Source organism: Brevibacterium moorei (assembly GCF_024580735.1).
In the GTDB taxonomy this organism is placed as follows: domain Bacteria; phylum Actinomycetota; class Actinomycetes; order Actinomycetales; family Brevibacteriaceae; genus Brevibacterium; species Brevibacterium moorei.
Window position 1 is genome coordinate 79,369 of the sequence record NZ_JANIJX010000015.1, and the last position, 22,924, is coordinate 102,292.

Below are 22,924 nucleotides of genomic sequence, written 5' to 3' on the forward strand. Positions count from 1 at the left end.
ACCCATGAAGAGACGTCAGAAACAACGACTCTCACGCGGGATCCAGTACGCGATCCTGATCGTCATCGTCATCGTCCTGGCCTTCGCGGCCGACTGGCGGACCCTGCTGGAGACCTTCGCCGACCCCAAGGTGGCCGCCGGGATGTTCCCGCAGGTCATCACGGTCGCGTTGAAGAACACGGTGATCTTCACCCTGCTGGGCTTCGTCGTGGGTCTGGCGGCGGCCATCGTCCTGGCGCTCATGCGGCTGTCCTCGGTGGCCGTCTACCGGGGGATCTCGTTCGCCTATATCGAGTTCTTCCGCGGCCTGCCGGCCCTGGTCGTCTTCCTGGCCATGGGGTTCGGCCTGCCGGCGGCCTTCCCGGATGCGCAGATCCCGCGGCTCGTGTCGATCACGATCGCCCTGGGGCTGGTGTCCTCGGCCTATATGGCGGAGACGATCCGTGCCGGCATCCAGGCGGTCCCGCGCGGACAGATCGAGGCCGCCAGGTCCCTGGGCATGTCCCACACCAGGACCACCATCACGATCGTGCTGCCGCAGGCCTTCCGGATCATCCTGCCGCCGCTGACCAACGAGCTGATCCTGCTGACCAAGGACTCGTCCCTGGCCTACATCCTGGGCGCGTCCGTGACGGAACGCGAACTGGCCATGCTGGCCCGCTCCGAAATCGTGTCATCGGCGAGTCTGACGCCGTTCCTGGTGATCGCCGTGTGCTATCTGATCATCACCCTGCCGCTGTCATATCTTTCGCGCAGGCTCGAACGCAAGTACGGATCCGCGGGAATGGGGGCATGAGATGAGCACGTCAGAGGAAACACCGATCGTCTCGATCACGAACCTGGGCAAATCCTTCGGAGACAACGAGGTGCTGCGCGATATCAACCTGGAGATCACCAGGGGCGAGGTCGTGTGCGTCATCGGCCCCTCCGGTTCGGGTAAGTCGACGATGCTGCGCTGCATCAACCTACTGGAGACGCCCAGCCACGGCTCCATCGTGGTCGACGGAATGGACATAACGGATCCGGACCTCGACATCGACGCCGCACGGCGGCGCATCGGCATGGTCTTCCAGGGCTTCAACCTGTTCTCGCACTTAAGCGTGCGGGAGAACCTCACCGTGGCCCAGCGCAAGGTCCTCAAGCGCACAGCGGAACAGGCTGACGCGGAGGCCCAGAAGCAGATCGCCCTGGTCGGGCTGACCGACAAGCTCGACGCCAAACCGGAACAGCTCTCCGGCGGACAGCAGCAGCGCGTGGCCATCGCCAGGTCCCTGGCGATGAACCCCAGCCTGATGCTGTTCGACGAGCCCACCTCGGCCCTGGATCCGGAGACCGTGGGCGATGTGCTGGGCGTGATGCGCGATCTGGCCGATGAGGGGATGACGATGATCGTGGTGACCCACGAGATCGAATTCGCCCGCGAGGTCGCCGACCGGGTCGTCTTCATGGACGGCGGCGTGGTGGTCGAGGCCGGGCCGCCCTCGGCGGTGATCGGCGATCCGCAGCACGAGCGCACCAGGAGCTTCCTGTCCCGCGTCCTGCACCCCACGGAGCCCCGGTCCTGACCGGCCCGCTGAGCGGGTCCTGAAACCCGGGGGCGCACCTCGGCCCATGTAAAACCTGTGTGAACGAATGCCCGGAAGGCTCGCCTTCCGGGCATTCGTGTTCTAGGCATCACAGTGCCGCATGTAACATGTCCCTGTTCCCCTTCGTGAGCCCGGCCACCGCCGCGGCCACGGCCTCGGCCCCGTTCGCGGGCCCAGGAATAGCGACTAAGGAGACCCTTGAGCGACTCAACCGCGCCCGGAATGCGCGAAAAGGTGGAGACCACCCACCACGTCGATGAACAGACCGCCAAGAAGGCCGCGATCGCGGCCCTGGTGGGCACCGCCATGGAGTGGTACGACTTCTTCCTGTTCACCACCGCCAGCGCACTGATCTTCAATGTGCTCTACTTCGATTCCTCCGACCCCTTCCTGGCCACCATGGCGTCCTTCGCCACCATGGCCGTTGGCTTCGTGGCCCGCCCGATCGGCGGCCTGATCTTCGGCCACCTGGGCGATAAGATCGGCCGCAAGACCGTCCTGATGATCACCGTGGTGGGCATCGGCACCGCCACCGGCCTGATCGGCCTGCTGCCTGACCGCCACGCGATCGGCATGGCCGCCCCGGTCCTGCTCATCATCCTGCGCGTCTTCCAGGGCCTGGCCGTGGGCGGCGAATGGGGCGGCGCTGTGACGGCCGCGGTGGAATCCGCGCCGGCGCACAAGCGCGCCTGGTATGCCGCCTTCCCCCAGATCGGCTCGCCCATCGGCACCATCTTGTCCTCCGGTTTCTTCTTCCTGGTCGGCATCATCATCACCAATGACGAGCACTTCAACATGTGGGGCTGGCGCATCCCGTTCCTGCTGGCCATCCCACTGCTGCTGGTCTCCGTCTACATCCGAAAGCACCTGGAGGAAACCCCGGTGTTCCAGGAGCTGGAAGAGGAATCGGCCAAGGAATCGGCCCCTATCATCCAGGTCTTCAAGCACTCGCCCCTGCAGGTGCTCATCGGCTTCGGCGCCAATCTGACCGGCGGTGCCGGCTTCTTCCTGGTCACCACCTTCGTCGTGTCATACGGCACCCAGCAGTTGGGCATGAACAAGAACCTGCTGCTGGCTGCCACCCTGGTGGGCGCGGCCCTGGAGATCCTGGTGCTGGTCTACGGCGGCAAGCTCGGCCAGAAGTACGGCCCTGCCCGCGTGTCCGTGATCGGCGGGGTGCTGACCATCCTGTGCGCCTTCCCCGTCTTCCTCATGGTCGATACCACCAATCCGGTGCTGGTGATCCTGGGCGTGGCCTTCGGCGTCGCCTGCCTGTCGGTGCCCTACGCCGCCAACGGCGCCCTGATGACCGCTCTGTTCCCGCCGGCCCACCGCCTGTCCGGGGTCGCGATCGCCGCCAACCTGGGCTCCATCGTCTCCGGCTTCACGCCGATGATCGCCACCGCGCTACTCCATGCATCGGGTGAGGCCTGGTGGCCCGCGCCCATCATGCTCATCGTCTTCGGTGCGATCACCCTGATCTGCTCGGCGTTGGCGCCGAAGTTCAGTGTCAAAGTGGAAGGATACAAATACTGATGAAACTCGATCTGCTCATCACCGGGGCCCGCGTCCAGACCATGGACCCGGCCCGGCCCACTGCACACACCATCGGCGTATGGGGCGGGCGGATCATCGGCTTGGACGAGGACGTGGCCGGCTTGCCGGCCGCCCGCACGCTGGACTTGGGCGGGGCGACCGTGCTGCCCGGCTTCAACGACGTCCACTGCCACACCACCTGGTTCGGTCTGACGCTCGACAGTGTCGACGTGGAGAACCTGCCCGGAGGCATGGACGAGCTGTACTCCAAGCTCGAGGCCGAGGCGCGCCGCCTGCCCGCGGGCGAATGGATCAACGCCACCGGCTTCGCCCAGCAGGATTACGCCGACCAGTACCCGGACTTGGAGATCCTGGACCGGATCTGCGGCGACCACCCGCTGTTCCTGCGCAAGGTCTCCGGGCACGCCGCAATCGCCAACACCCTGGCGATGGACAAGGCCGGGATGCTCGCGCCAGGGTTCACCGACCCCGAGGGCGGCCTGGTGGTCCGCGATTCCTCCGGCCGGCCCACCGGACTTGTCGAGGAGACCGCCCAGAACCTCGTCCAGGACCTGATCCGGCCCTATTCGCAGGCCCAGATCGAGAAGGTCCTGGGCCTGGCCACCGCGGAATACGCCCGCGAGGGCATCACCAGCTTCGGCGAGGCGGGGATCTGCGGCGGCTGGATCGGCCACTCCCCCGTCGAGGTCAGCGCCTATATGCGGGCACGGACCTCGGGTGCGCTCAAGGCCCGCGCCCAGCTGCTGCCCGCCATCCAGACCCTGCACCCGATCACGGCGAACTCCGCCGATGATTTCGGCACGGGACTGGATCTGGGCATGGTCACCGGCTTCGGCGACGACTACCTGTCGATCGGCCCGACCAAGATGTTCATGGACGGGGCCCTGTCCGGCGAGACCGCGGCGATGAGCGAGAACTACGCCGGCCGCGACACCAAGGGCTATCTGCAGGACGAGTTCGAGGTGCTGCGCGCCCAGGCACTGGCCGCCTACCGGTCCGGCTGGTCGCTGGCGATCCATGCGATCGGCGACCTGGCGGTCAAGGGCGCAGTGGACATCATCGCCGAGGCCGTGGACACCTACGGTGCACCCGGCCACGGCGGTGCCGCCGCCGGCGGCCGGGCCTCGGCACTCAACGCCCACCCCGTGCCCAACCGGATCGAACACGCCGCCATCGTGCCCGATGCGCTGCTGCCGCGGATCAAGGAGTACGGCATCGCGGTGACCCCGCAGTCGGCCTTCGCCGACAACATCGGCGACTCTATGAACACGGTGCTGGGAGGCGCGGACCATCCGCGCACCGCCCAGCTGTACCGCGCCAAGGCCTTCTTCGACGCCGGCATCCTGCTGCCCGGTTCCTCCGACCGGCCGTGTGCCAACGGCAATGTGCTGCGCGGCATCCAGGCCTTCGTGGACCGCGCCACCCGCTCCGGCGCGGTGATGGGATCCGCAGCGGAGAAGCTGAGCCCACTGCAGGCCGTCCAGGCCTACACGACGATCGCAGCACAGGCCTCGGGCCAGGGCCACCTCAAGGGCACCCTGACACCGGGCAAGTTGGCGGACTTCGTCGTGCTGGGCGCCGATCCGCTGACCGTCGATCCCACGACGATCGCCGCCACGGAAGTGCTGGCGACCTTCGTGGGCGGTGTGGAGACCCACACGACGCTCTGATCGAGCGCAATCGAGAACACCACAGAACCGCTGATCCGCCCCGGCTCCGGCCGGGGCGGATCGCGTGGACAATCGGAAAGTTGGAGGAAGCAGAAGTCATGAGCACAGGATTCGACGTCGTCGAGAAGTCGATCGGCCAGCTGCTGGAGGCGCTCGCAGCGGGCCGGGTCACAAGCGTCGACCTGGTGTGCGCCTATCTCAACCGCATCGGGTACTACGACCGCACAGGACTGTGTCTCAAGGCCGTCCCCGTCCTCAACCCCGAGTGCCTGGAGGAGGCGCGCGCCTCCGATGCCCGGCGGGCCGCCGGCACCGTGGGACCGCTCGAGGGCGTTCCGTTCACCGTCAAGGACAGCTACAAGGTCGCCGGCCTCACCGTGGCCTCGGGGTCGCCCGCGCTGGCCGACCTGGTGGCCGGACAGGACGCCCGCGCGGTCGAACTGCTGCGTGCCGCAGGCGCCGTGCTCATCGGCAAGACGAATATGCCGCCGATGGCCGCCGGCGGTGTGCAGCCGGGGCTCTACGATTACGCGCGCAGCCCGTACAACCCCGATTATCTGACCGCGGCCTACGGCTCGGGCTCGTCCAACGGCTCCGGCACGAGCACCGCGGCGAGCTTCGCCGCCTTCGGCATGGCAGAGGAGACGGTCTCCTCGGGCCGCTCGCCGGCCTCGAACAACGCGCTCGTGGCCTACACTCCCTCGCGCGGGGTGTTGTCCATTCGCGGCAATTGGCCCCTGCGCCCCACCTGCGATGTCGTCGTCCCGCACACCCGTGGGGTGGACGACCTGCTGCGGCTGCTCGAGGTGTTGGCGGTGGACGACCCGCAGACCACCGGCGACTTCTGGCGCCAGCAGAGCGCCGTCGAACTCCCCGCACCGGCGACCGTGCTGCCGGCCCCGCGCGAACGGGTTCGGCCCGCACGCTTGGACGGCCTGCGCATCGGTGTGCCGAAGATGTACATCGGCGAGGACCCCACCGCGGAAGTGCCACCGGTCATCAACCCCGCGGTGCGCGCCCTGTGGGACCGCGCAGCTGCCGATCTGCGAGGGCTCGGCGCCACCGTCGTGGCAGTCGACTTCCCCGTTGTTTCGAACTATGAGGAGGACCGGCCGAGCGCCAGGGGCATGGCCGAGCGCGGCCTGGTGCCCCCGGACTGGCGTGCAATCGAAACCGGTACCGTGGCCGCGATGGCCTTCGATCAGTTCCTGGCCGTCAATGGCGACCCGGCCCTGACCAGCTGGGCCGATGTGGACGGCGATGACGTGTTCCCCGCCCAGGACCCACTCATACCCGTGTGGATCACAATGGCCCGCGGCGGCTACGATTTCCAGCGCCTAGCCGAACTCGTCAAAGCAGGACTCCCGGAATCCTATGACGAGGTGCCGCAGCTGGCGGAGGTCCTCCGCGGACTCGAAGCCGTGCGCCGGGTCGATCTGGAGGACTGGATGGACGGGCTCGCCCTGGACGCCATCGCATTCCCCGCCGCCGGGGACGTGGGCCGCGACGATCTGTTCACCCGGCCGGAGAGCCACGCCGATGCATCGCGCAATGGCGTCGTGTACTCCAATGGCAACCGCGTGTTCAGGCACCTGGGCATCCCCACGGTGTCAGTGCCGATGGGCCTCATCGCCGACACCTCGATGCCGGTCAATGTGACCTTTGCCGGGCCCGCCTACACAGACGATGCCCTCTTGGACTTAGCCCATGCTTTCGAGACCGCAACCCACCGGCGTGTGCCGGCCTTCCTCACGCCCAGTCTGCCCGGCAATGTGATCGCGGCGGCCGAAACAGCACCGGGCACGACCGGACCGGAACCGGCGGGCGCACCGGACTTCGCGGTGTCGATCGACTCCGATGAGCGCTCCTGGCTCATCACTGTGACTGTGGCCGGGGCCCCTGCTGCCGGGACCGCGCAGGTGTGGGCCGACGGGCACATCCTGCGCCCGGTGGCCGGCTCGCCGGGCACCTTCAGCGGTCGGATCTCCCTGACGCGCAGGCGCGTGCATCCGGAGCTCCTCGTGGTCGTGCGGGCCGGCCATGCTGCTGCGGCATTCGAAACGGTCCCGCTGCCCACACGCTGACGCCCGACACAGCCGAGGCCCCGGCCCGGTTCCGCACATACGGATCCGGGCCGGGGCCTCGGCTGTCCAGAGCCTGCGGAGCAGCGGGCTCGGAATCGGCTCAGACGGAGTAGTCCGCCTGGGTCAGGACCTCTTCGATGACGTCCAGGCCGGCGTTGAGCTCCTCCTCCGTGACGTTCAGCGGCGGAACCACGTGGATCCGGTTGAAGTTGTTGAATGGTAGGACGCCCGCGGCCTTGATCTTGGCCAGGATGTCCGCGACTTCCGGCGAGCCGCCGCCGTAGGGTGCCAGCGGTTCGCGCGATTCCTGGTCCTTGACCAGCTCGATCGCCCAGAACATGCCGGTGCCACGGACCTCGCCCACGTGCTTGGCGTTCGCGGCGATCTTCTCCAGGCGCGGGCCCACGATCTCCTCGCCCAGTCTGGCCGCATTGTCCACCATGCCCTCGTCGGCCATCGCGTTGATGGTCGCCACGGCGGCGGCGCAGGCCAGCGGGTGGCCCGAGTAGGTCAGGCCGCCGGGGTATGAGCGCTGGCCGAAGTGGGAGTAGATCGCATCGTTCATCACGACTCCGCCCAGGGGCACGTAACCGGAGTTCACGCCCTTGGCGAAGGTGATGACGTCGGGCACGATGCCAAAGCGTTCGAAGGCGAACCAGCTGCCGGCGCGGCCGAACCCGGCCATCACCTCGTCGGCGATGTAGACGATGCCGTACTTCGTGGCCAGTTCGCGCACGCCCTGCATGTACTCGTCACTGGGGATCATGATGCCGGCGGTGCCGGGAATCGACTCCAGGATGATGGCGGCGATGGTCTCCGGGCCCTCCAGCTGGATGGTCCGTTCCAGATGGTGCAGGGCCCGGCGGGTCTCCTGTTCCTCGGTCTGCGCATCGAATTCGGAGCGGTAGAGGAATGGGCCGAAGAAGTGCACAACGCCCGAGTCGGCGGTGTCGCTGGGGATCCGGCGGGGGTCGCCGGTGACGTTGACGGCCAGGTCGGTCCCACCGTGGTAGCTGTGGTAGCGCGAGAGCACCTTGCGCCGGCCGGTGAACTGGCGGGCCATCCGGATCGCGTGCTCATTGGCGTCCGCGCCGGCATTGGTGAAGAACACGTGGTCGAGCCCGGCGGGGGTGCGTTCGGTGATGAGCCGGGCGGCCTCGGAGCGGGCGGCATTGGCGTGGGCCGGGTTGATGGTGCACAACAGGTCCGCCTGGTCCTTGATCGCCTGGACGACTGCCGGGTGCTGGTGGCCGATGTTCGTGTTGACCAGCTGACTGGTGAAGTCCAGGTAGCGCTTGCCGTCGCCGTCGAAGACATAGGAGCCCTGTGCGCGGGAGACGACCATGGGGGTGATCTGCTGCTGGGCCGACCATGAGTGGAACACATGTGCACGGTCCAGCTCATAGGCGCGCTGGGATTCTGCGACGATGGCTGCGGTTTCCTCCGGAGACAGTTCCGGGGCGTTGGCGGGCATAGCGGTCACACTATCTTTTTCCTTCTGGTGGAAAGGGCGGGGTTTGCGACGCGGCTCACAGAACCACCGTCGAGGACATCGTAGATCACAGCGCCGGGCAGCGTGAAGCCCTGTCCGCATCCTGTCCGTGTGCACCCGCTAGGCTGGCCGGTATGCCCCTGTACAGCCTGGCCGAACCCGTTGCAGCCGAACTGGAGATCAAGCGCTCCCGCTTCTTGACCGTGGTCGCGCCGGTGGCCGACGAGCCCGCCGCCAGGGCCGTCGTCGCAGCGGCGCGCGCGGACCATCCGAAGGCGCGCCACCACTGCTCGGCCTTCGTCCTGGGCCCCGCACCGCAGGTGCGCCGGTCCAGCGACGACGGGGAGCCCTCAGGTACTGCCGGCATCCCGATGCTCGATGTGTTGGTGGGCCGTGAACTGACCGATGTGGTCGCCGTTGTCACCCGCTACTTCGGTGGGACCCTGTTGGGCGCAGGCGGTCTGGTCCGCGCCTACGGCGGGGCGGTCTCGGCCGCACTCGAGGACGCGGTGATCACCACCAGGGACCTGCTGGTCCCGCTGACCGTCACCGTCCCCTACGCCCTGGCCGAGCTGCTGCGCGCCCGCATCGGGCAGGCCGGCTGGCGGGTGCTCGACCAGCGGTTCGCCGCCGAGGTGACCCTGACCTTCGCCGTACCGCGGGATGCGGTCCCCGACGCCAGGGCCGCGGTGGCCGATTTGTCGGCCGGGCGCATCGAGCCCGTGGAGGGCCGGGCCGATTGGCTCTGAACCGATCGCGCGCAGACCCACACAAGCCGGCTCCACTCCCCTAGACTGGGGAACATGAACGCAGCCGACAACGCCGCAGATCCCCTCGAATCACCGTCCCTCGAACCGCTGCGCACGGCGCTCGAGTCGTCCGGTGCACTGAGCAATGTGCACGCAGCGGATGGAATCGTGTTCGGCCTGGCCGATCTAGCCGCCGTCGACGCACAGCTGATCGTCAATGTGGACCCGGAATTGGAAGAGCGCACCGCAGCGCAAATCGACTCCGCGGTGCTCATCGGACACATCAAGGGGCTGTTGGCCCAGACCCCGGAGGATTGGCAGGCCATCGTCGAGGCCACGATCGACGAACTGATCGAAGCCGAGGAATTCGAAGAGGAATCCGCGCAGGACGAGGACCTGATGGCGGCCCTGCGCGACGATATGGAGCTGACCAGCGTGGCGGTGCTCCACGAGGCGGTGCTGCTCGAGTTCGCCGCGGAGGAAACCCTCCCGGATCATTGGGTGCGGGTGCAGCTGGACGAGGACCTCGACGTCTTCGCGGCGATGCTCGATGAGAAGGACGAGGACGAAGACGACACCCTGGTCTTCGACTCACTCGACGACCTACTGGCCCATCTGGAGGGCGAGGAGCCCTGAGCTCGAGCGAGGCTGTGCCAGGCCCTAGTCGAGCGTGGCGATCTTCGCGCAGGTCGCGTTGGTGATCTCCAGGAAGGCCGTCGGGGTCAGTTCGATGTCCAGGCCGCGCCGGCCCCCGGACACGAAGATCGTCTCATGGTCCTTGATCGTGTGGTCGGCCACCACCAGCAGCTGCTTGCGTTGGCCCAGCGGGCTGACCCCACCCGCCACATAGCCGGTGGTCCTTTCGGCCTCGGCCAGACCCGCCAGTTCTGCGCGCTTGCCGCCGGCCGCCTGGGCCAGGGCCTTGAGGTCGAGCTGACCCGACACCGGCACGATCGCGTTGACCAGTGCGCCGTCGACGGAGATGACCAGCGTTTTGAACACGCGATCGGCGGACACGCCCAGCGCATGAGCGGCTTCCGGCCCGTACTGGCGCACATTCGGATCGTGCTCGAACTCATGCACCTCATAGGCCATTCCCGAGGCATTGAGAATGCGCAGAGCGGGTGTGGCTCCCCCGCGGGATCGTGTTGCAGTCACTGGCTACCTCCGCTTCGGGCTCGGATTACTCGGCCGCCTCGGCGATCCGGTTTTCGGCCCGAATGTAGAATCACTCGTTTCCTAGCTGCTTGAAACTCTAAGCGACGTGGCGGACACGGACAAAATCGCGTCATTCGGTGTATTAGCCCCAACCCAGCTCGTGCAGGCGGTCTTCGTCGACACCGAAGTGATGGGCGATCTCGTGGACGATGGTAATGAAGATTTCATCGGCCAGTTCTCCCTCGTCGGCACACATCGCGACCAGGTTGTTCTTGAACAGGCTGATGGTGTCCGGCGGCATGAACCCGTAATCGCCCGTCCGCTCCGTGAGGGCGATGCCGTCATAAAGGCCCAGCAGCTCGGGGTCCTCGGGCGGAGCATCGTCGGCGACGAACAGGGCGACATTGTCCATATGCGCTGCGACCTCCGCCGGCAGGCGATCCATGGCGTGGGCCACCAGGTCGTCGAAGAGCTCATCGGAGACGGCGTCAAGATCCATCCGATCAGTCTACGGGCGGCACTCACCTGATGCCTGAAACACCCCTACACGAGTGGTGACAGAGCTCACCCCCGATCGATTTTGCATTAGCGGTTCGTTTCGGGATAAGCTTACGGAGGTTCAAGCGAACAGGGCGTAAATGCCTGGTTAGCTCGAACAGGAGAAATCCGGGCCCCCATCGTCTAGCGGCCTAGGACACCGCCCTTTCACGGCGGCGACACGGGTTCAAATCCCGTTGGGGGTACGACTGGAACGGAAGTTCCAGACAATAGAATAATGGCCCTGTGGCGCAGTTGGTTAGCGCGCCGCCCTGTCACGGCGGAGGTCGAGGGTTCAAGTCCCTTCAGGGTCGCGAAGACGTGGTTCTTCTTCAGAAGAGCTCGTTTTCACGAGAAAATTGAATATGGCTCTGTAGCTCAGTTGGTAGAGCGTTCGACTGAAAATCGAAAGGTCACCGGATCGACGCCGGTCGGAGCCACTGCTTCTTCGAAGCAATCGCCCCTTGTGGGCACAAGTGAATAATGGCCCTGTGGCGCAGTTGGTTAGCGCGCCGCCCTGTCACGGCGGAGGTCGAGGGTTCAAGTCCCTTCAGGGTCGCCATTTCACGATGGGCCCGGTTCTTCGGAACCGGGCCCATTTTCATTTCCGCCTCCTGCACCACAGGTTTCTCCTACTTCACTGCGGGCCAGCCGTTCGGCTTGCATCCGTGCAGCCCCTTGGTCTGCTGCATCATCAACGGCGCGGTCCGGCCCTTGCCTCCGCAATAGGCATGGCCATGTCCCAGGGCGTGGCCGACCTCGTGATTGACCAGATACTGCCGGTACTGGGTCAAGGAGCCGAACCCCTTTGCGGCTCCAACCCACCGGCGCGCGTTGAAGATGACATTGCGGCCGTTGCGACACGACAGCTTGCCCACCGTATTCAATGGCAGGCACATCCGGTCGGTGGTGTCGGGACTGGCGATATTGACCACGACATCGGCTGTTGCCGCCTTGGGCACCAGGGCGAAGCGCACTCCGTCCAGCTGCTGCCAGCTCCGCTTATCGCGCAGGGTGGCCATGATGAAGCCGGTGGCCTCGGCCCCGTCGATCGGCAGATTCGACTCCACGCGGACGGCCACATCGACCCGGCGACCCTTCCCCCTGGCCTTGGAGCCCTTGTGCACCGCCTGCCATTTGCCGCTGCCGTGGGCCGGGATCTTCGGCGCGGCAACGGGCGTCGGGGCCGCGGCGGTGGGCGTGGCCGGCGCGGACGATGCCCGAGTCGATGCAGCCGTGGACTCCCCCGCCCCCGTTCGCCCGGAACCGGGCTCACCGGAACCCGCGCAGCCGGTCAGCACTGCCAGGACCAGCACGGCCACCGCCGCGGCGCCCCTTCTCATTCCCCGCACTGTGCTCAGAACCTCGAAGAACTGCCGGAACCGGAGAAACCGCCGCCAGAGGAGCCGTAGCCGGTTGACGAACCCGATGAGGACGACGAGCTCTGCTGCGCGCGCTGATAGTTGTGCTGACCGTTGACGTAGCCGATCATGAAGGCAGTGGGGGTGGAGAAGTATGGACGGTCGTAATAGCCGGTGATCGACCGCGAGGCCCCATTTGCCCGACTCTGCTCCTTGTCGATCGCCTTCGAGATGTAGCGGCCGGCCCCTCCCGCATATGCGGTGCCCCGCGCCTGTAGTTCCTGGGTCTGTGCGCTCAAGCGCTTCCGCAGATCCGCGATCCGGTCTAGGCACTGCACGATGTTCTCGCCGCCCCCTTCTATTCCGGAGCGTCTGATGTCCTCGAGTTCGGCCTCGCCGGCGGCTCCGAAGCGTTTGAACTCCTCCGCCCGCTGCACGCCGACGCGGTTGGCCAACCGCGGATCGGCGAAACCGCGCAGGGCCCGGCCCGTCTCGTTGATCTCCTCAGTCCAGATCTGTTCCCAGCTGGAGTCGCGGTTGTAGAGCACGATGGCGTTCTGGAGCATATGTGTGGCATCCACGATGGTGTCGACGTTTCCGGCGAAATCCTTCAGCCGCGAGGTCATCCGGCCGTTGACGGGACTGATCACGGGCCAGGCGAAGGCGTTGAGTGCCGTGCGCTGGCTCAGGCTGTCATCGTAGATGCGCAGAACCTCCCCGGCGGTGGCGCGGATCTTCTCCCCCAGGCCGACGTCGGGGATCTCCTGCGCGGCGGTGACCCGGTCGTTGACCCCGACCGTGGTGGAGTCGAACTTCCCGGCCGCCATCACGAAGCCCTTGCGCAACAGCAGCGCGCCCGCACCGTTGAGGGCGAAGGCGACGACGAAGATACCCGGGATGATGAGGGCCAACAGTGGCGTCTTATACCAGGGCCGGGCCATCAAGTCCGCTGCCGCCCTGGTGACCTGCACGGCTCCCTCGGTCCAGTCCATCCGCTTGAAGGCATCCGATCCGGCCTGCTGAATCTTCTTCTCCCGATCGTGCCCGTCGCCCGACTCCACCCGAACGTCCTCGCCGAAGTAGGTCCCGACCTGGCCGGAGCCGGTCACCTCATTGCTCTCCACCGAAACGGTGAGGATGAAGGTGCCATCCGCCCACTTCCTCCCATCCGGTGACAGCAGATTCATATCGGGATTGGAGCGGGCCCACTTCAGGGTCTCCTCGTTGAGCTTGTCCGCATAATCCCCCGTGCGGAACCAGACGACCACACGAACCGGCCGGTGGAATCGCAGCTTCCCGACCTCTTCCTTGAGCAGAGTGGGATCCGCTGCATCAGCCTGTTCGACCACCTCGACTGAACTGGGCGCTGCCGTCGGCCTGGCCATCACCGCCCACCCGATGCCCAGCGCGACGAAGACCACTGCGAGCGCAAAGGAGGCCCACGCAGACAACCTCGCCCGACGGGCGAAGGGCGCATCCGTAGTCGATTCGGGTGAGGCCTGCGAGTTCGAAGCGGAAGCGGTCATGGCCCCAGCCTACTTGGCCGTTCCCCTTATGTGCGCGAGGCCACCGTGGATACCCGGGGGCCGCGCCAAGCCCATGGGTTGTTCAGGCCTTGTAATAGCACAGTTGAGTAGTGGTCGCCAGCAGGCTGCCGTCGGCTCCCCAGATCTGCGCGCGCTGATCGGCCAGGCCGGAGAAGAATTGGGTGGCCCGCACCGTGCACAGCAGATACTCCCCCTGCTCTGCCAGCACGTCCGGGCCCGCATGGAAGTAACTGGTCAGGGTGACGGTGCCGGCGGGGACCGCGCGGCCCAGACGGTTGAAGATCCGGGGTCCGAAGATATCGCAGGCCGAGGCCAGGGCCGGATAGTCCCAGCCCCGTGGACGGGCGTGGCGCACCCAGACGGTGGTGGTCGAATCGGGCGAGGCCTCGGCGCCGTCGACGGGGAACGCTCCCGTTACGAAGCGCATCTCGTAGTTGTCCAGCCAGGCGAGGCCGCGCACGGGCTTCGCCACGGGGACCTCCGCGGGCGCCGGTGCCACCGGTCCGGTTACCTCCAAGTCCGTCCAGCCACCCCGTTCGACAGCGGTCAGAGCGGAGCCGGTGAGCACGGTGGACCCGTTCTGTTCGACCGTGCACGTCCAGTGCTGGTTCGAGTTGTTCGTGCGCACGGGCGTCCGATGCAGCTCGTAGGAGCCATCGGCGACGGGCGCCGCGTAGTTCAGGGTCAGCGCGACCGGTCTGCCGTGGACCCGCTGATCACGTTCGATGGCCGCGACGACGGTGGCCGCGGTCGCTCCGCCATAGGGTCCGACCATGTTCGCAAACGCTGGATCAGTGGCTGCCCGTACAGTATCGACATCGACGTCCGACGTCCCGATGACCCGGTCAAGGGGGTGCGCATCCGCACGAGCATCATTCATGTCCTCAGCTTAACGAACGATCCACATATATCCCCGTTCGCAGTTTCAATAGTTTCGGTTTTTCCGATTCGAAGCGGATTCAGGCGTTCCAGCACTCGACCGGGTACACACTGGCCCTACACCAGCACTACTCGCAGTCTCCACCGTCCTGGCAGGAGCGGCACCACCTCCGAGAGGCCACCATGGACATCGCACTCGTCGACACCCACCATTCGTATATCCGCGCAGCCGTCGTTGCCGCCGCCGGCGAGCTCCCGCAGCTGACCTTCATCGGTGGCTTCCCCACCGTGGCCGAACTCCTGGCCGGTTCCCCGTGCCCTGGCATCGTGGTCCTCGGTTTGAATGTCAACGACGAAATCCTGCCGCAGGACAATGTGAGCAGACTGCGGCGGGCCGGCGCAGTGGTCATCGCACTGATCGGCGATGAGGATCCCTACCGGCGGCGTGCGCTTCGCGATTGCGATCTGATCGGGGTGGTGAGCAAGGCCGAACCCGTGACCGCACTGACCCTTGCCCTGCAGAGGGCGGCCTCGACCGACGGCCGCGAAGACGCACGTGCCCCGCGTCCGCCGGCTCCGGACGAGCGCTGGCCCCGGGCGGGGCTGTCCCCCAGGGAGACCGAGGTCCTCGCCCACTACGCGCTGGGACACACCGCAGCCTGGATCGCCCATACGCTGAGTATCTCCGAGGGGACGGTCTCCGACCATGTCAAACACATTCGGAGAAAATACCGCGAGGCCGGGCGGCCGGCACACGACAAGGTGGCCCTCTACCAGCGCGCAGTCCAGGACGGTGTGCTGCCCTGCCCAGCACAATCCCCGGAACTGGGGAGATGACGAAGGGAACAGAATCCGGAATAATCGGTTAGGTTCGGATATTTCGAACTTCCTAACAGCAACGCATAACCAGGACGCACCATGACAGAGCCATCTACTCACAAAGACCTGGCACGCGAGTTGCGAGAACTGCGGCTGAGTAAGGGCAATCCCCGGCTCGATGACATCGCGCAGGCCACCGGGCTGTCCCGTACCGTCCTGTCCGACACCTTCAACGGCAAGGGCAGTGTCTCCGACAACACCCTCTACCGTCTGGTCGAGTACTTCAACGCCGATTACGATGACCTGCGGCGCAAACGCGATAGCACGGGTACCGAAGTCCCGCCGGAGTCCCGGGCCCGGCCGACCCCGCCGGCCGGGCCCGTGCACTCGGCCGGGCCGGTACCCGCAGCCGCGCACCCGGCCCCCACCAAGTGGTACCGCCGTCCCCTGACCGCGGGTCCGGCGCTCCTCGCATTGATCCTCACCATAGTCCTGTCCGTCGGGGGTTCGGTCCTGGGCAGCCGCCTGGTCTCCGCGCCGAGCCCCGGGACGAATCTGTTCGCTCCGACGGACCCACTGTTGGAACGCGCCAATGGGGCCGACCCCATGGCCACCAGGTGCAAGGACGACAAGATCATCGCCCTGTCGGAGAAGCGGCGCGGCGAGGATTTTCTGATCGAAATGCTCTACTCGAATCAGTGCATGGCCATGTGGGGCCGGGTCACCCGTTACGACGGCAAGTCGGGTGGGAACTTCGTCGAGATGACGATCTACCCGCAGGGGGATCCCACAAGCGACCGCGCCCAGACCAGGCGCTTCGACAACGCCCAGAGCGTCTACACCCCGATGATCGTCGAACCGGAGATCGACCGGACGGTCTGTGGTGTCGCCACGGTGGGGATTGCGGGGAAGAAGGTGGAACTCGGGCCCCCTGTATGCGCCTGAACCCCTACTCACCCCATCCACCCCGACCACTTTCAGGCCCAAGGACCTCCGCGATGACACAGCAACGACCTTCGACCCCGGATACCCCAGAGGCGAGCAGAGACGACCGAGCCTCGCTGGCCTACGACCTGCGCGTGCTGCGGATGAGGGGCGGCGACCCCGTACTCGCGAAGATCGCGACCAAGGTCGAGCTGTCGAACGCCACGCTCTCCGCTGCGTTCAATGGCAGTTCCCTGCCTTCGGAGAAGACGCTCTACCGACTTGCCCGGTACTTCGAGGTGAGTCCACAACCACTGTTGCGCAAACGCGCCCGAATCCTGGCCGCAGAGGGACGGACCCGGCAGACGGATGCCGACGTTGTCCAGCCGGGTATCGACCCGGCCACTGCTCCGCCGGCCCAGCCGACCGGTCCGGCACCGGCCCAGCACACCGGCGACGGTGCGCAGGGCAACGGGTTGCCGAAGACACCGCCGGAACCGGCAGAGCCCGAACCACACGGGCGCAGACCGCGGTCGAGGCTCCTGTTCGGCACCGCGATCGCCGCCGGGCTGGTCACCGCGGCCACGATCGGCGGAATCACCGCCATGACACTGAGCCCCGGGACTGCCCAGGATTCGGACGAGCACTCGGAGGCCGTCGGCCTCACCCGGCACATCGACCCCAAGGATGGCGCCGATCCGAGCATGACCACGTGCAGTGGCGATGCCGTGGTCGTGAAGAGGCAGTCCGCGTATGAGGAACAGGTCGAGGTGAAGCTCGTGCACTCGGCCGCCTGCCACGCCTACTGGGGCACCGTGGAACGGTTCGATCAGATCGGGATGAAAACGGGCCAGCGGGTGATCATGCGCATCTTCCCCGGAGCGAACTCCACCGATGCCCGTGCGCTCGAACGGAAGGTGGAGAACAGGCGGAAGGTGACCTCCCCCATGTTGGTGATGACCGGCACCGAACAGCAGGTGTGCGGTCTGGGCAGCGTCACCGTCGACGGCGAGCTCCGCCCGGCCGGCAGTATCCTCTGCGTACCGGCGGCGCAGTGAACGGTTCGGACCGCTGGTCCCGACCGACCGAATAGAATCATCATGTGATCCCCGACTCAACGACGCGGCACGCGGGCCTCTCAGCCACCGTTACCGCAGCCCTCATCCTCATCCTGATCTGCGGGTTAACCGGTTGCGTGTTCCTGCCCTTCGGCGGCGGAGGATCCGGTGACTCGGCGGACGAGCAGGCGGGAACCTCGGCGCAGGAGGAGACCGCCCCGCCGCCCGAGCCGATCCCCACTGCCATCGTGCTCGACGCCTCGGGCTCGATGAAGGCCGACGACGCGCCGGGGGTGCGCTTCACCGGCGCGCAGCGTGCCGTGACCAAACTGATCGACTCCCTGTCACCGGAACAACAGGCGGCAGTGCTGGCCTACGGCACCGGCACCGACAGTTCCTTCGCGCAGAAGACAGCCGGCTGCAGGGACGTCAAGACCCTGGCGAAATTCGGCCGGGTGGACAAGGGCAGGGTCAAACGCGCCATCACCGACCTGAAACCGGCCGGCTACACCCCGATCGCCTACTCGCTCAAACAGGCCGCGGCACAGCTGCCGGGCAGCGGACCCAGACAGATCGTGCTGCTGACCGACGGAGTGGACACCTGCTCCGACGACGCCGAGGGCCTCGACCCCTGCCGGGTCGCCCAGGAGCTGGGCGCCGACGGAGACCTGCACATTCATGCGGTGGGCTTCCGGGCCGATGGACCGACGAGCAAGCAGCTGACCTGCCTGGCCGATGAGACCGGTGGGAGCAGCCAGAATGCGCTCAATGGCCCACAGCTGAGCGCGCGCATGGCCGCCGCGCTGAATCGTCCGCTGGCCGACACCAGGCTCTCGCCCGCCGGCTACCACGGATTGACACCGGGGATGACCGCACAGGCAGCCACAGCCGCAGGGCTGGAAGGCGATATCCCCGCCACCGGCCATGCCGAACTGGCCTACCACGGGGCCACAGTCGTGTTCGAGGACGGAAAACTGCGCGAGATCACCACGTCGACCGCCCGCACCATCGACGGCCTCGCCCCCGGAGACGATATCTCGCAGGCGGAGTCAACGTATAAGAACCCGCACCTGCCCACCCAGGTGGTCGACGGGACCGCGCGCTACACCGCCGATGCCATCACCGGGACCGGCTACCGCATCGCCTTCACCGGTGCCGATGCGCACACTCCGGGCGCCAATCCGAGCGGCAAGATCACCTCGATCACCCTGTGCGATTGCGCCACGAACGACTCCTACTCCGTCGCCCCGCCGCCCCTGCGGATGTTCCCCGGATGCGAACACCTCACGGGCGATACCTGCCGCACCGTCGATGCGGTCCAGGTCAGGCACCCGGAGAAGGGTCCGCTGACACTGACGATGATGATGGTCTACAACCAGTCCTCGAAGAAGTACGGGGATACCGCGGCCACGGGCTTCCTATGGGTGGTCGATGCCGATGGCAAGGTCACCGATCCGATGGGCAGTCCCGCGGCGTCCGTCGCCGACTGTGACCCGCACGCCAAGGGCGGTTGCGGGGAGGCAGTGGGACCGGCCTTCCGCTGGGATGCGGCCGAGGTCGACGAGCACCGCGATTCGTTCAAGTTCTTCACCCCCGAAACCGACCGCGACGGCACCGTGTTCTTCCGCGCACCGGGCGTGAAGAACCCCATCATGTGGAAACCCAGCAGGTACGGGACCACCTACGAGCTGGACGTTCCCGACATCGCAGATTTCCAATTCGACCGGGACACCCTGGAACTGGGCGATGTGGACCAGAGCGGACACTACGTGCTGAACGCGACCGCGAATGGCACGACCCGCGCATACCATTACGACGGCCATGGGTACGTAACCGAATAGCCGGGCGACCCTCGACTATGGTCTGTGCAGACCTGTGACCTGGGGTTTTGAAGATTCTGAAAACTTTGGAAAACCAGTATGCCCCGGCGGGCGGAAACCCGGTCGGCGCATCCGTGGGGTGGAATACGATCACGGGGTGATCCCTCACTTCAAACCCCTGCGTGCGGGCCTCAGCGCCGTCATCGCCGCAGCGCTGGCCTTCGTCCTGCTGGGCCTGACCGGCTGTTCCCTCCTCCCCTTCCCACCCGGCGGCCAGACCTCCGATGGGGCCGCTGACCAGGCCGGGGGAACCGGCGAGGGCCGGCCCGTGCAGGATAAGATCCAGCCGGTCCCCACCGCGATCGTGCTCGACGCATCCGGCTCGATGAAAGCCGAGGACGCACCCGGCCAGCGCTTCGCCGCAGCCAAGCGCGCCGTGCACGGACTGATCGAGAAGATCCCCGAGGGCCAGAGCACCGCATTGCTGACCTACGGGACGGGGACCTCGAACGCGGATTCCGCACAGGCCAAGGGCTGCAAGGACGTCACGACGCTGTTGAAGGCCAAGGCGATCGACAAGAGGGCCTTCGATGCGAAGGTCGATGGGATCAAGCCCTCGGGCTACACTCCCATCGCCCTGGCACTGCAGACCGCGGCGAAGGAGCTGCCCGATTCCGGCGAGCGCTCCATCGTGCTGCTGTCCGATGGCATCGACACCTGCGCCGATCAGGGCGAGAGACTCAACCCGTGCACCGTGGCCAAGGACCTGGGCGCCGACGGCGGCCTGCACATCCACACCGTGGGGTTCCGGGTGGACGGACGGACCAGCAGGCAGCTGTCGTGTCTGTCCGAGGCGACGCAGGGCACCAGCTGGGACGCTGTCAACGACGCCCAGTTGACGACCCGGCTGGCGGCCACCCTGAACCCGGGGCTGACGTCCAAACAGCTCACCCCCGATGGATATGGTGGACTACGCCCGGGCATGAGCGCCGACCAGGCGAAGCAGGCCGCGGACTTCGACGAGGACGTTGCCGGCTCCGGCAGGGTGGAGATCGTCTGGCGTGACTGCACCCTGGTCTTCGTGGACGGGAAGCTCAGCGAGATCATCACCGATAAGGCCACTACCCTTGACGGGGTGAAGGTCGGCGACGACATCTCGGCTGCGGAGAAACTCTACAAGGATCCCGATCTGCCCACCCCCGTGGCCGATGGTGCAGCAACCTACGCTGCGGATCCGATCAACGGCCTGGGCTACCGCATGTACTTCGACGGGGCGGATTCCCACCAGGCGGGTCAGAAGCCCAGCGGCACGATCACCAAGATCGTGCTGTGCCTGTGCGGGACCACCGACTCCTACTCCGTGGCTCCCCCACCGGTGAGCATCTTCCCCGGCTGCACGATCGCGGACAAATGCCGGGTCACCGATGCGATCCAGGTGCAGCATCCGTCCAAGGGCGCATTGACGCTGGCGATGGTGGCTCGGTCCAACACGGGTCCGGCCGGCGAGCCATATGGTTCCTACGGTGCCATCTATGTCGTCGACTCCGCGGGCAAGGTGATGACTACGGAGGGGAAGGTCGCCGGTGTCGACCCTGGCGACACCGGTTCGGCGATGGAAAGCTTCTCACCCCTGGACGAGGTCGCCGAGGACTTCCGCTTCATGCGCCCCGCAACGGATAGATCCGGCTGGATCTTCGGAAAGTCTCTGCACTTGGACGGCACTCAGGCTCTGTCGCTGAAGATGGAGAAGAACGGCTACTTCACCAGGACGGACAGCACCGTCATCGACTGGGACCAGATCCAGTTCGAGGGAGAAGCCGACATGGACTGGAACGGAATCGATTCGCGTGGCTACTACCGCATCAAGGTCGTGGCAAAGGAAGAGAATCCACAGACCTATATCTGGCACAGGAAGGGAGATGGATATGTCCTCGAGAACTGAGCCCCACCCTTTGTGTCGTGCGACGCGGGCATTCCGCCTGCCCAGCATCCTCCTCGCCCCGGCACTGGCTCTGGGCGGATGCGGTGCATTCGCCTCGACCGGTAGTGCCGACGACGCGACCTCGCCCATCAGCTCTGTCGCCGGTCCCGCCGGGGTCGAGGCCACAGCCGGGCAGGCGCGGCCCGTCGACCCGCCGGCGGCCTCGGCGATCGAGGGGTGCACGGAGGACAGCTGTGAGCTCGCCGATGCGGTGGAATACCAGCACGAGTCCAAGGGCCTCTTGACCGTGGTCCTCTACGTCGACGGGCGCGAGAGCGTGGACCCCTCCGAGAAGTGCCGGATCGCGGTCCTGGCCGATGACCAGACCGTGCAGATCGTGCCGATCCTGTGGGGCAACACCTTCGACCTGACCGGCGCGGAACTCGCCAATGCCTTCCACTTCCTGTCCCCCGCCGCCGACGCCACGAAACGGCTGTTCATCAAATCCCCCGTGCTCGACGGAGGCACCGCCGACGGTCTGATCCCCATGGCGAACGGTTACTTCCAGCCCCTGGACATCTCCGAGTTGCCCGAGGCCGACGATTTGGACGAGGACTCCGACGTGCGGTGGGGACCCTTGGACGATCGGGGCTATTACACGCTGAAGGTGAACTCGCAGACCGCACGCTGGAATGGTAAGGCGTATGTCCTCGAATAACGACGACACCGGCACTGCGGGAGAGCCGGGGGCCGGGTCCGGGCTGCCACAGTGGTCGCTGCCCCAGTCCGAGTCCGAACACTATGAGGTTCCGGACCACCCCCATGCCGCCGCGCCGACTTCCGGCTCTCCCCAGCGGCCCTTCCAACCGACCGGCATGGGAACTCCGACCGGCGTCCCTACGGCGACCACCGTGCCGGCAACGTCCGCGGTGCCCGCCGACCCCGCACCACGCAAACGCCGCAGGCTGCTCCTCGTCTCCGCGCTCGCCGGGGTGGTGGTGCTTCTTCTGGCCGCGACGGGCATCGGCTATCTGTCGGGCCGGGGCTCGCACGTCACCGCCGCGCCCGAGGCCTCCGGGCAGCCCGGTGCCGACGCGAGCGCGCAGGGTTCGACCGACAACTCAGGGCAGGACGCGTCACGCGCCGCCGACGGTGGTCCGGCCGCAGCCTACCCCGGCGGCGCGCCCGCCAAGCGGCATGCGGCGGGCCGGGCCGGGGCCTCGCGCCCGGGAACGTATGCGATGAGCCTGCCGGACAACGGCGCGATCGAACAGTGCAGCAATCTGCAGTGCACGATCGTGGACGCCGTGCGATTCAACCACCCTGTCCTGGGCGCGGTGGAGCTGATCCTCTACCTCCATGATGAGGACGACAACTCGGCGAAGGTCGCGGTCCTCAAGGAGGACGGGGAGTACCTGAGCACGGTGCAGAATCTGGACCTGGATGCGCGTGGCCTGTCGTACTCGGCGGGGAAGGACAAACTGCACTTCCTGCGCATTCCCGTCGACTCGACCGGCATGGTGTTCCTGGTGGTCCCGGGCGAGACCGGGCGGGCCCGAGCCCTGCTGCCCGCGGATTCCCAGACCTCGCCCATGCAGATGTACGACTTCTCCGAAACGGTGGCGCAGTGCCAGGGGCTCTGTTGCAAAGATTGGCGGCAGTCAGAGGTAGGCTGTCGCTCTGCGCCGATCAGGCGGCTGCTGCGAAATGGTGGTTGAGCATGCCCATGGCCTCCGTCAGCGCCGAGGGCCCAATGCCAAAA

The 22,924-nt window shown here is 66.6% G+C and carries 20 protein-coding genes and 4 tRNA genes; 18 read left to right on the forward strand and 6 right to left on the reverse strand.

Translation table 11 applies throughout. The features are described 5' to 3' along the window. Positions 1 to 4: 4 nt before the first annotated feature. From NQ034_RS10875 to NQ034_RS10895, 5 genes are all read left to right on the forward strand, one after another. Entirely contained in the window at positions 5 to 796 is a 792-nt protein-coding gene (locus NQ034_RS10875; RefSeq protein ID WP_257048855.1) for an amino acid ABC transporter permease, read from the forward strand. 1 nt (position 797) lies between these two features. Next, the gene (locus tag NQ034_RS10880) at positions 798 to 1,565 is read left to right on the forward strand and encodes an amino acid ABC transporter ATP-binding protein (RefSeq protein ID WP_306427695.1); all 768 of its coding nucleotides are present in this window, start codon (positions 798 to 800) and stop codon (positions 1,563 to 1,565) included. Between the two features lie 219 nt (positions 1,566 to 1,784). After that, a complete protein-coding gene (locus tag NQ034_RS10885) occupies positions 1,785 to 3,122 on the forward strand; it encodes an MFS transporter (RefSeq protein ID WP_257048857.1) in 1,338 nt (445 codons plus the stop codon). Next, positions 3,122 to 4,813, forward strand: a complete 1,692-nt coding sequence (locus tag NQ034_RS10890) for an amidohydrolase (protein ID WP_257048859.1) — start codon at positions 3,122 to 3,124, stop codon at positions 4,811 to 4,813. The genes NQ034_RS10885 and NQ034_RS10890 overlap by 1 nt, the downstream gene beginning before the upstream one ends. 98 nt (positions 4,814 to 4,911) lie before the next feature. Then, positions 4,912 to 6,897, forward strand: coding sequence for an amidase (locus NQ034_RS10895; protein WP_257048861.1), 1,986 nt, complete (start codon positions 4,912 to 4,914; stop codon positions 6,895 to 6,897). Positions 6,898 to 6,997: 100 nt separating this feature from the next. Here NQ034_RS10895 and NQ034_RS10900 read toward each other — a convergent pair whose 3' ends face one another. After that, entirely contained in the window at positions 6,998 to 8,371 is a 1,374-nt protein-coding gene (locus NQ034_RS10900; protein WP_257048881.1) for an aspartate aminotransferase family protein, read from the reverse strand. Positions 8,372 to 8,523: 152 nt separating this feature from the next. Between NQ034_RS10900 and NQ034_RS10905 the strand changes: the two genes are divergently transcribed. Beyond that, entirely contained in the window at positions 8,524 to 9,138 is a 615-nt protein-coding gene (locus NQ034_RS10905; RefSeq protein ID WP_257048863.1) for a YigZ family protein, read from the forward strand. Positions 9,139 to 9,192: 54 nt separating this feature from the next. Beyond that, on the forward strand, positions 9,193 to 9,774 hold the full coding sequence (locus NQ034_RS10910) for a hypothetical protein (protein ID WP_257048864.1): 582 nt from the start codon (positions 9,193 to 9,195) through the stop codon (positions 9,772 to 9,774). Between the two features lie 24 nt (positions 9,775 to 9,798). Here the strand turns inward: NQ034_RS10910 and ybaK are convergent, their stop codons facing one another. Further along, positions 9,799 to 10,296: a Cys-tRNA(Pro) deacylase gene (ybaK, locus tag NQ034_RS10915; protein ID WP_257048865.1), complete on the reverse strand. Its 498-nt coding sequence runs from the start codon at positions 10,294 to 10,296 to the stop codon at positions 9,799 to 9,801. 142 nt (positions 10,297 to 10,438) lie between these two features. Further along, a complete protein-coding gene (locus tag NQ034_RS10920) occupies positions 10,439 to 10,795 on the reverse strand; it encodes a metallopeptidase family protein (protein WP_257048867.1) in 357 nt (118 codons plus the stop codon). Positions 10,796 to 10,966: 171 nt separating this feature from the next. Between NQ034_RS10920 and NQ034_RS10925 the strand changes: the two genes are divergently transcribed. The 4 genes from NQ034_RS10925 (at position 10,967) to NQ034_RS10940 (ending at position 11,395) form a co-directional block, all read left to right on the forward strand. Further along, positions 10,967 to 11,039 (forward strand) — tRNA-Glu (locus NQ034_RS10925). Between the two features lie 34 nt (positions 11,040 to 11,073). Next, positions 11,074 to 11,147 (forward strand) — tRNA-Asp (locus tag NQ034_RS10930). Positions 11,148 to 11,200: 53 nt separating this feature from the next. Further along, positions 11,201 to 11,273, forward strand: a tRNA-Phe gene (locus NQ034_RS10935). Between the two features lie 45 nt (positions 11,274 to 11,318). Next, positions 11,319 to 11,395: transfer RNA gene (locus NQ034_RS10940), tRNA-Asp, on the forward strand. 70 nt (positions 11,396 to 11,465) lie between these two features. Here NQ034_RS10940 and NQ034_RS10945 read toward each other — a convergent pair. From NQ034_RS10945 to NQ034_RS10955, 3 genes are all read right to left on the reverse strand, one after another. Next, positions 11,466 to 12,176 (reverse strand): DUF3152 domain-containing protein, encoded by a 711-nt coding sequence (locus NQ034_RS10945; RefSeq protein WP_257048868.1) that lies wholly within the window; start codon positions 12,174 to 12,176, stop codon positions 11,466 to 11,468. 14 nt (positions 12,177 to 12,190) lie between these two features. Continuing rightward, complete coding sequence (locus NQ034_RS10950; RefSeq protein ID WP_257048869.1) at positions 12,191 to 13,720, reverse strand: DUF5129 domain-containing protein; 1,530 nt, start codon at positions 13,718 to 13,720, stop codon at positions 12,191 to 12,193. Positions 13,721 to 13,802: 82 nt separating this feature from the next. Further along, positions 13,803 to 14,621, reverse strand: a complete 819-nt coding sequence (locus tag NQ034_RS10955) for an acyl-CoA thioesterase (protein ID WP_257048870.1) — start codon at positions 14,619 to 14,621, stop codon at positions 13,803 to 13,805. Positions 14,622 to 14,803: 182 nt separating this feature from the next. Here NQ034_RS10955 and NQ034_RS10960 point away from each other — a divergent pair, with 182 nt between their 5' ends. The 7 genes from NQ034_RS10960 to NQ034_RS10990 all read left to right on the forward strand — a co-directional run bounded on the left by NQ034_RS10960 (position 14,804) and on the right by NQ034_RS10990 (position 22,880). Continuing rightward, positions 14,804 to 15,457 (forward strand): helix-turn-helix transcriptional regulator, encoded by a 654-nt coding sequence (locus tag NQ034_RS10960; protein ID WP_257048871.1) that lies wholly within the window; start codon positions 14,804 to 14,806, stop codon positions 15,455 to 15,457. A gap of 81 nt (positions 15,458 to 15,538) precedes the next feature. Next, entirely contained in the window at positions 15,539 to 16,384 is an 846-nt protein-coding gene (locus NQ034_RS10965; RefSeq protein ID WP_257048872.1) for a DUF2690 domain-containing protein, read from the forward strand. A 53-nt stretch (positions 16,385 to 16,437) separates the two neighbouring features. After that, positions 16,438 to 17,421, forward strand: coding sequence for a helix-turn-helix domain-containing protein (locus tag NQ034_RS10970; RefSeq protein WP_257048873.1), 984 nt, complete (start codon positions 16,438 to 16,440; stop codon positions 17,419 to 17,421). 44 nt (positions 17,422 to 17,465) lie between these two features. Next, positions 17,466 to 19,262 carry a vWA domain-containing protein gene (locus NQ034_RS10975; RefSeq protein ID WP_257048874.1) on the forward strand — a complete coding sequence of 599 codons (1,797 nt, stop codon included), beginning with the start codon at positions 17,466 to 17,468 and terminating at the stop codon, positions 19,260 to 19,262. Positions 19,263 to 19,398: 136 nt separating this feature from the next. Beyond that, a complete protein-coding gene (locus NQ034_RS10980) occupies positions 19,399 to 21,183 on the forward strand; it encodes a vWA domain-containing protein (RefSeq protein ID WP_257048875.1) in 1,785 nt (594 codons plus the stop codon). Continuing rightward, positions 21,167 to 21,880 carry a hypothetical protein gene (locus NQ034_RS10985; RefSeq protein ID WP_257048876.1) on the forward strand — a complete coding sequence of 238 codons (714 nt, stop codon included), beginning with the start codon at positions 21,167 to 21,169 and terminating at the stop codon, positions 21,878 to 21,880. Before NQ034_RS10980 ends, NQ034_RS10985 begins: the two co-directional genes overlap by 17 nt. Further along, entirely contained in the window at positions 21,867 to 22,880 is a 1,014-nt protein-coding gene (locus tag NQ034_RS10990) for a hypothetical protein (protein ID WP_257048877.1), read from the forward strand. Before NQ034_RS10985 ends, NQ034_RS10990 begins: the two co-directional genes overlap by 14 nt. The last annotated feature ends 44 nt before the right edge of the window (positions 22,881 to 22,924 follow it).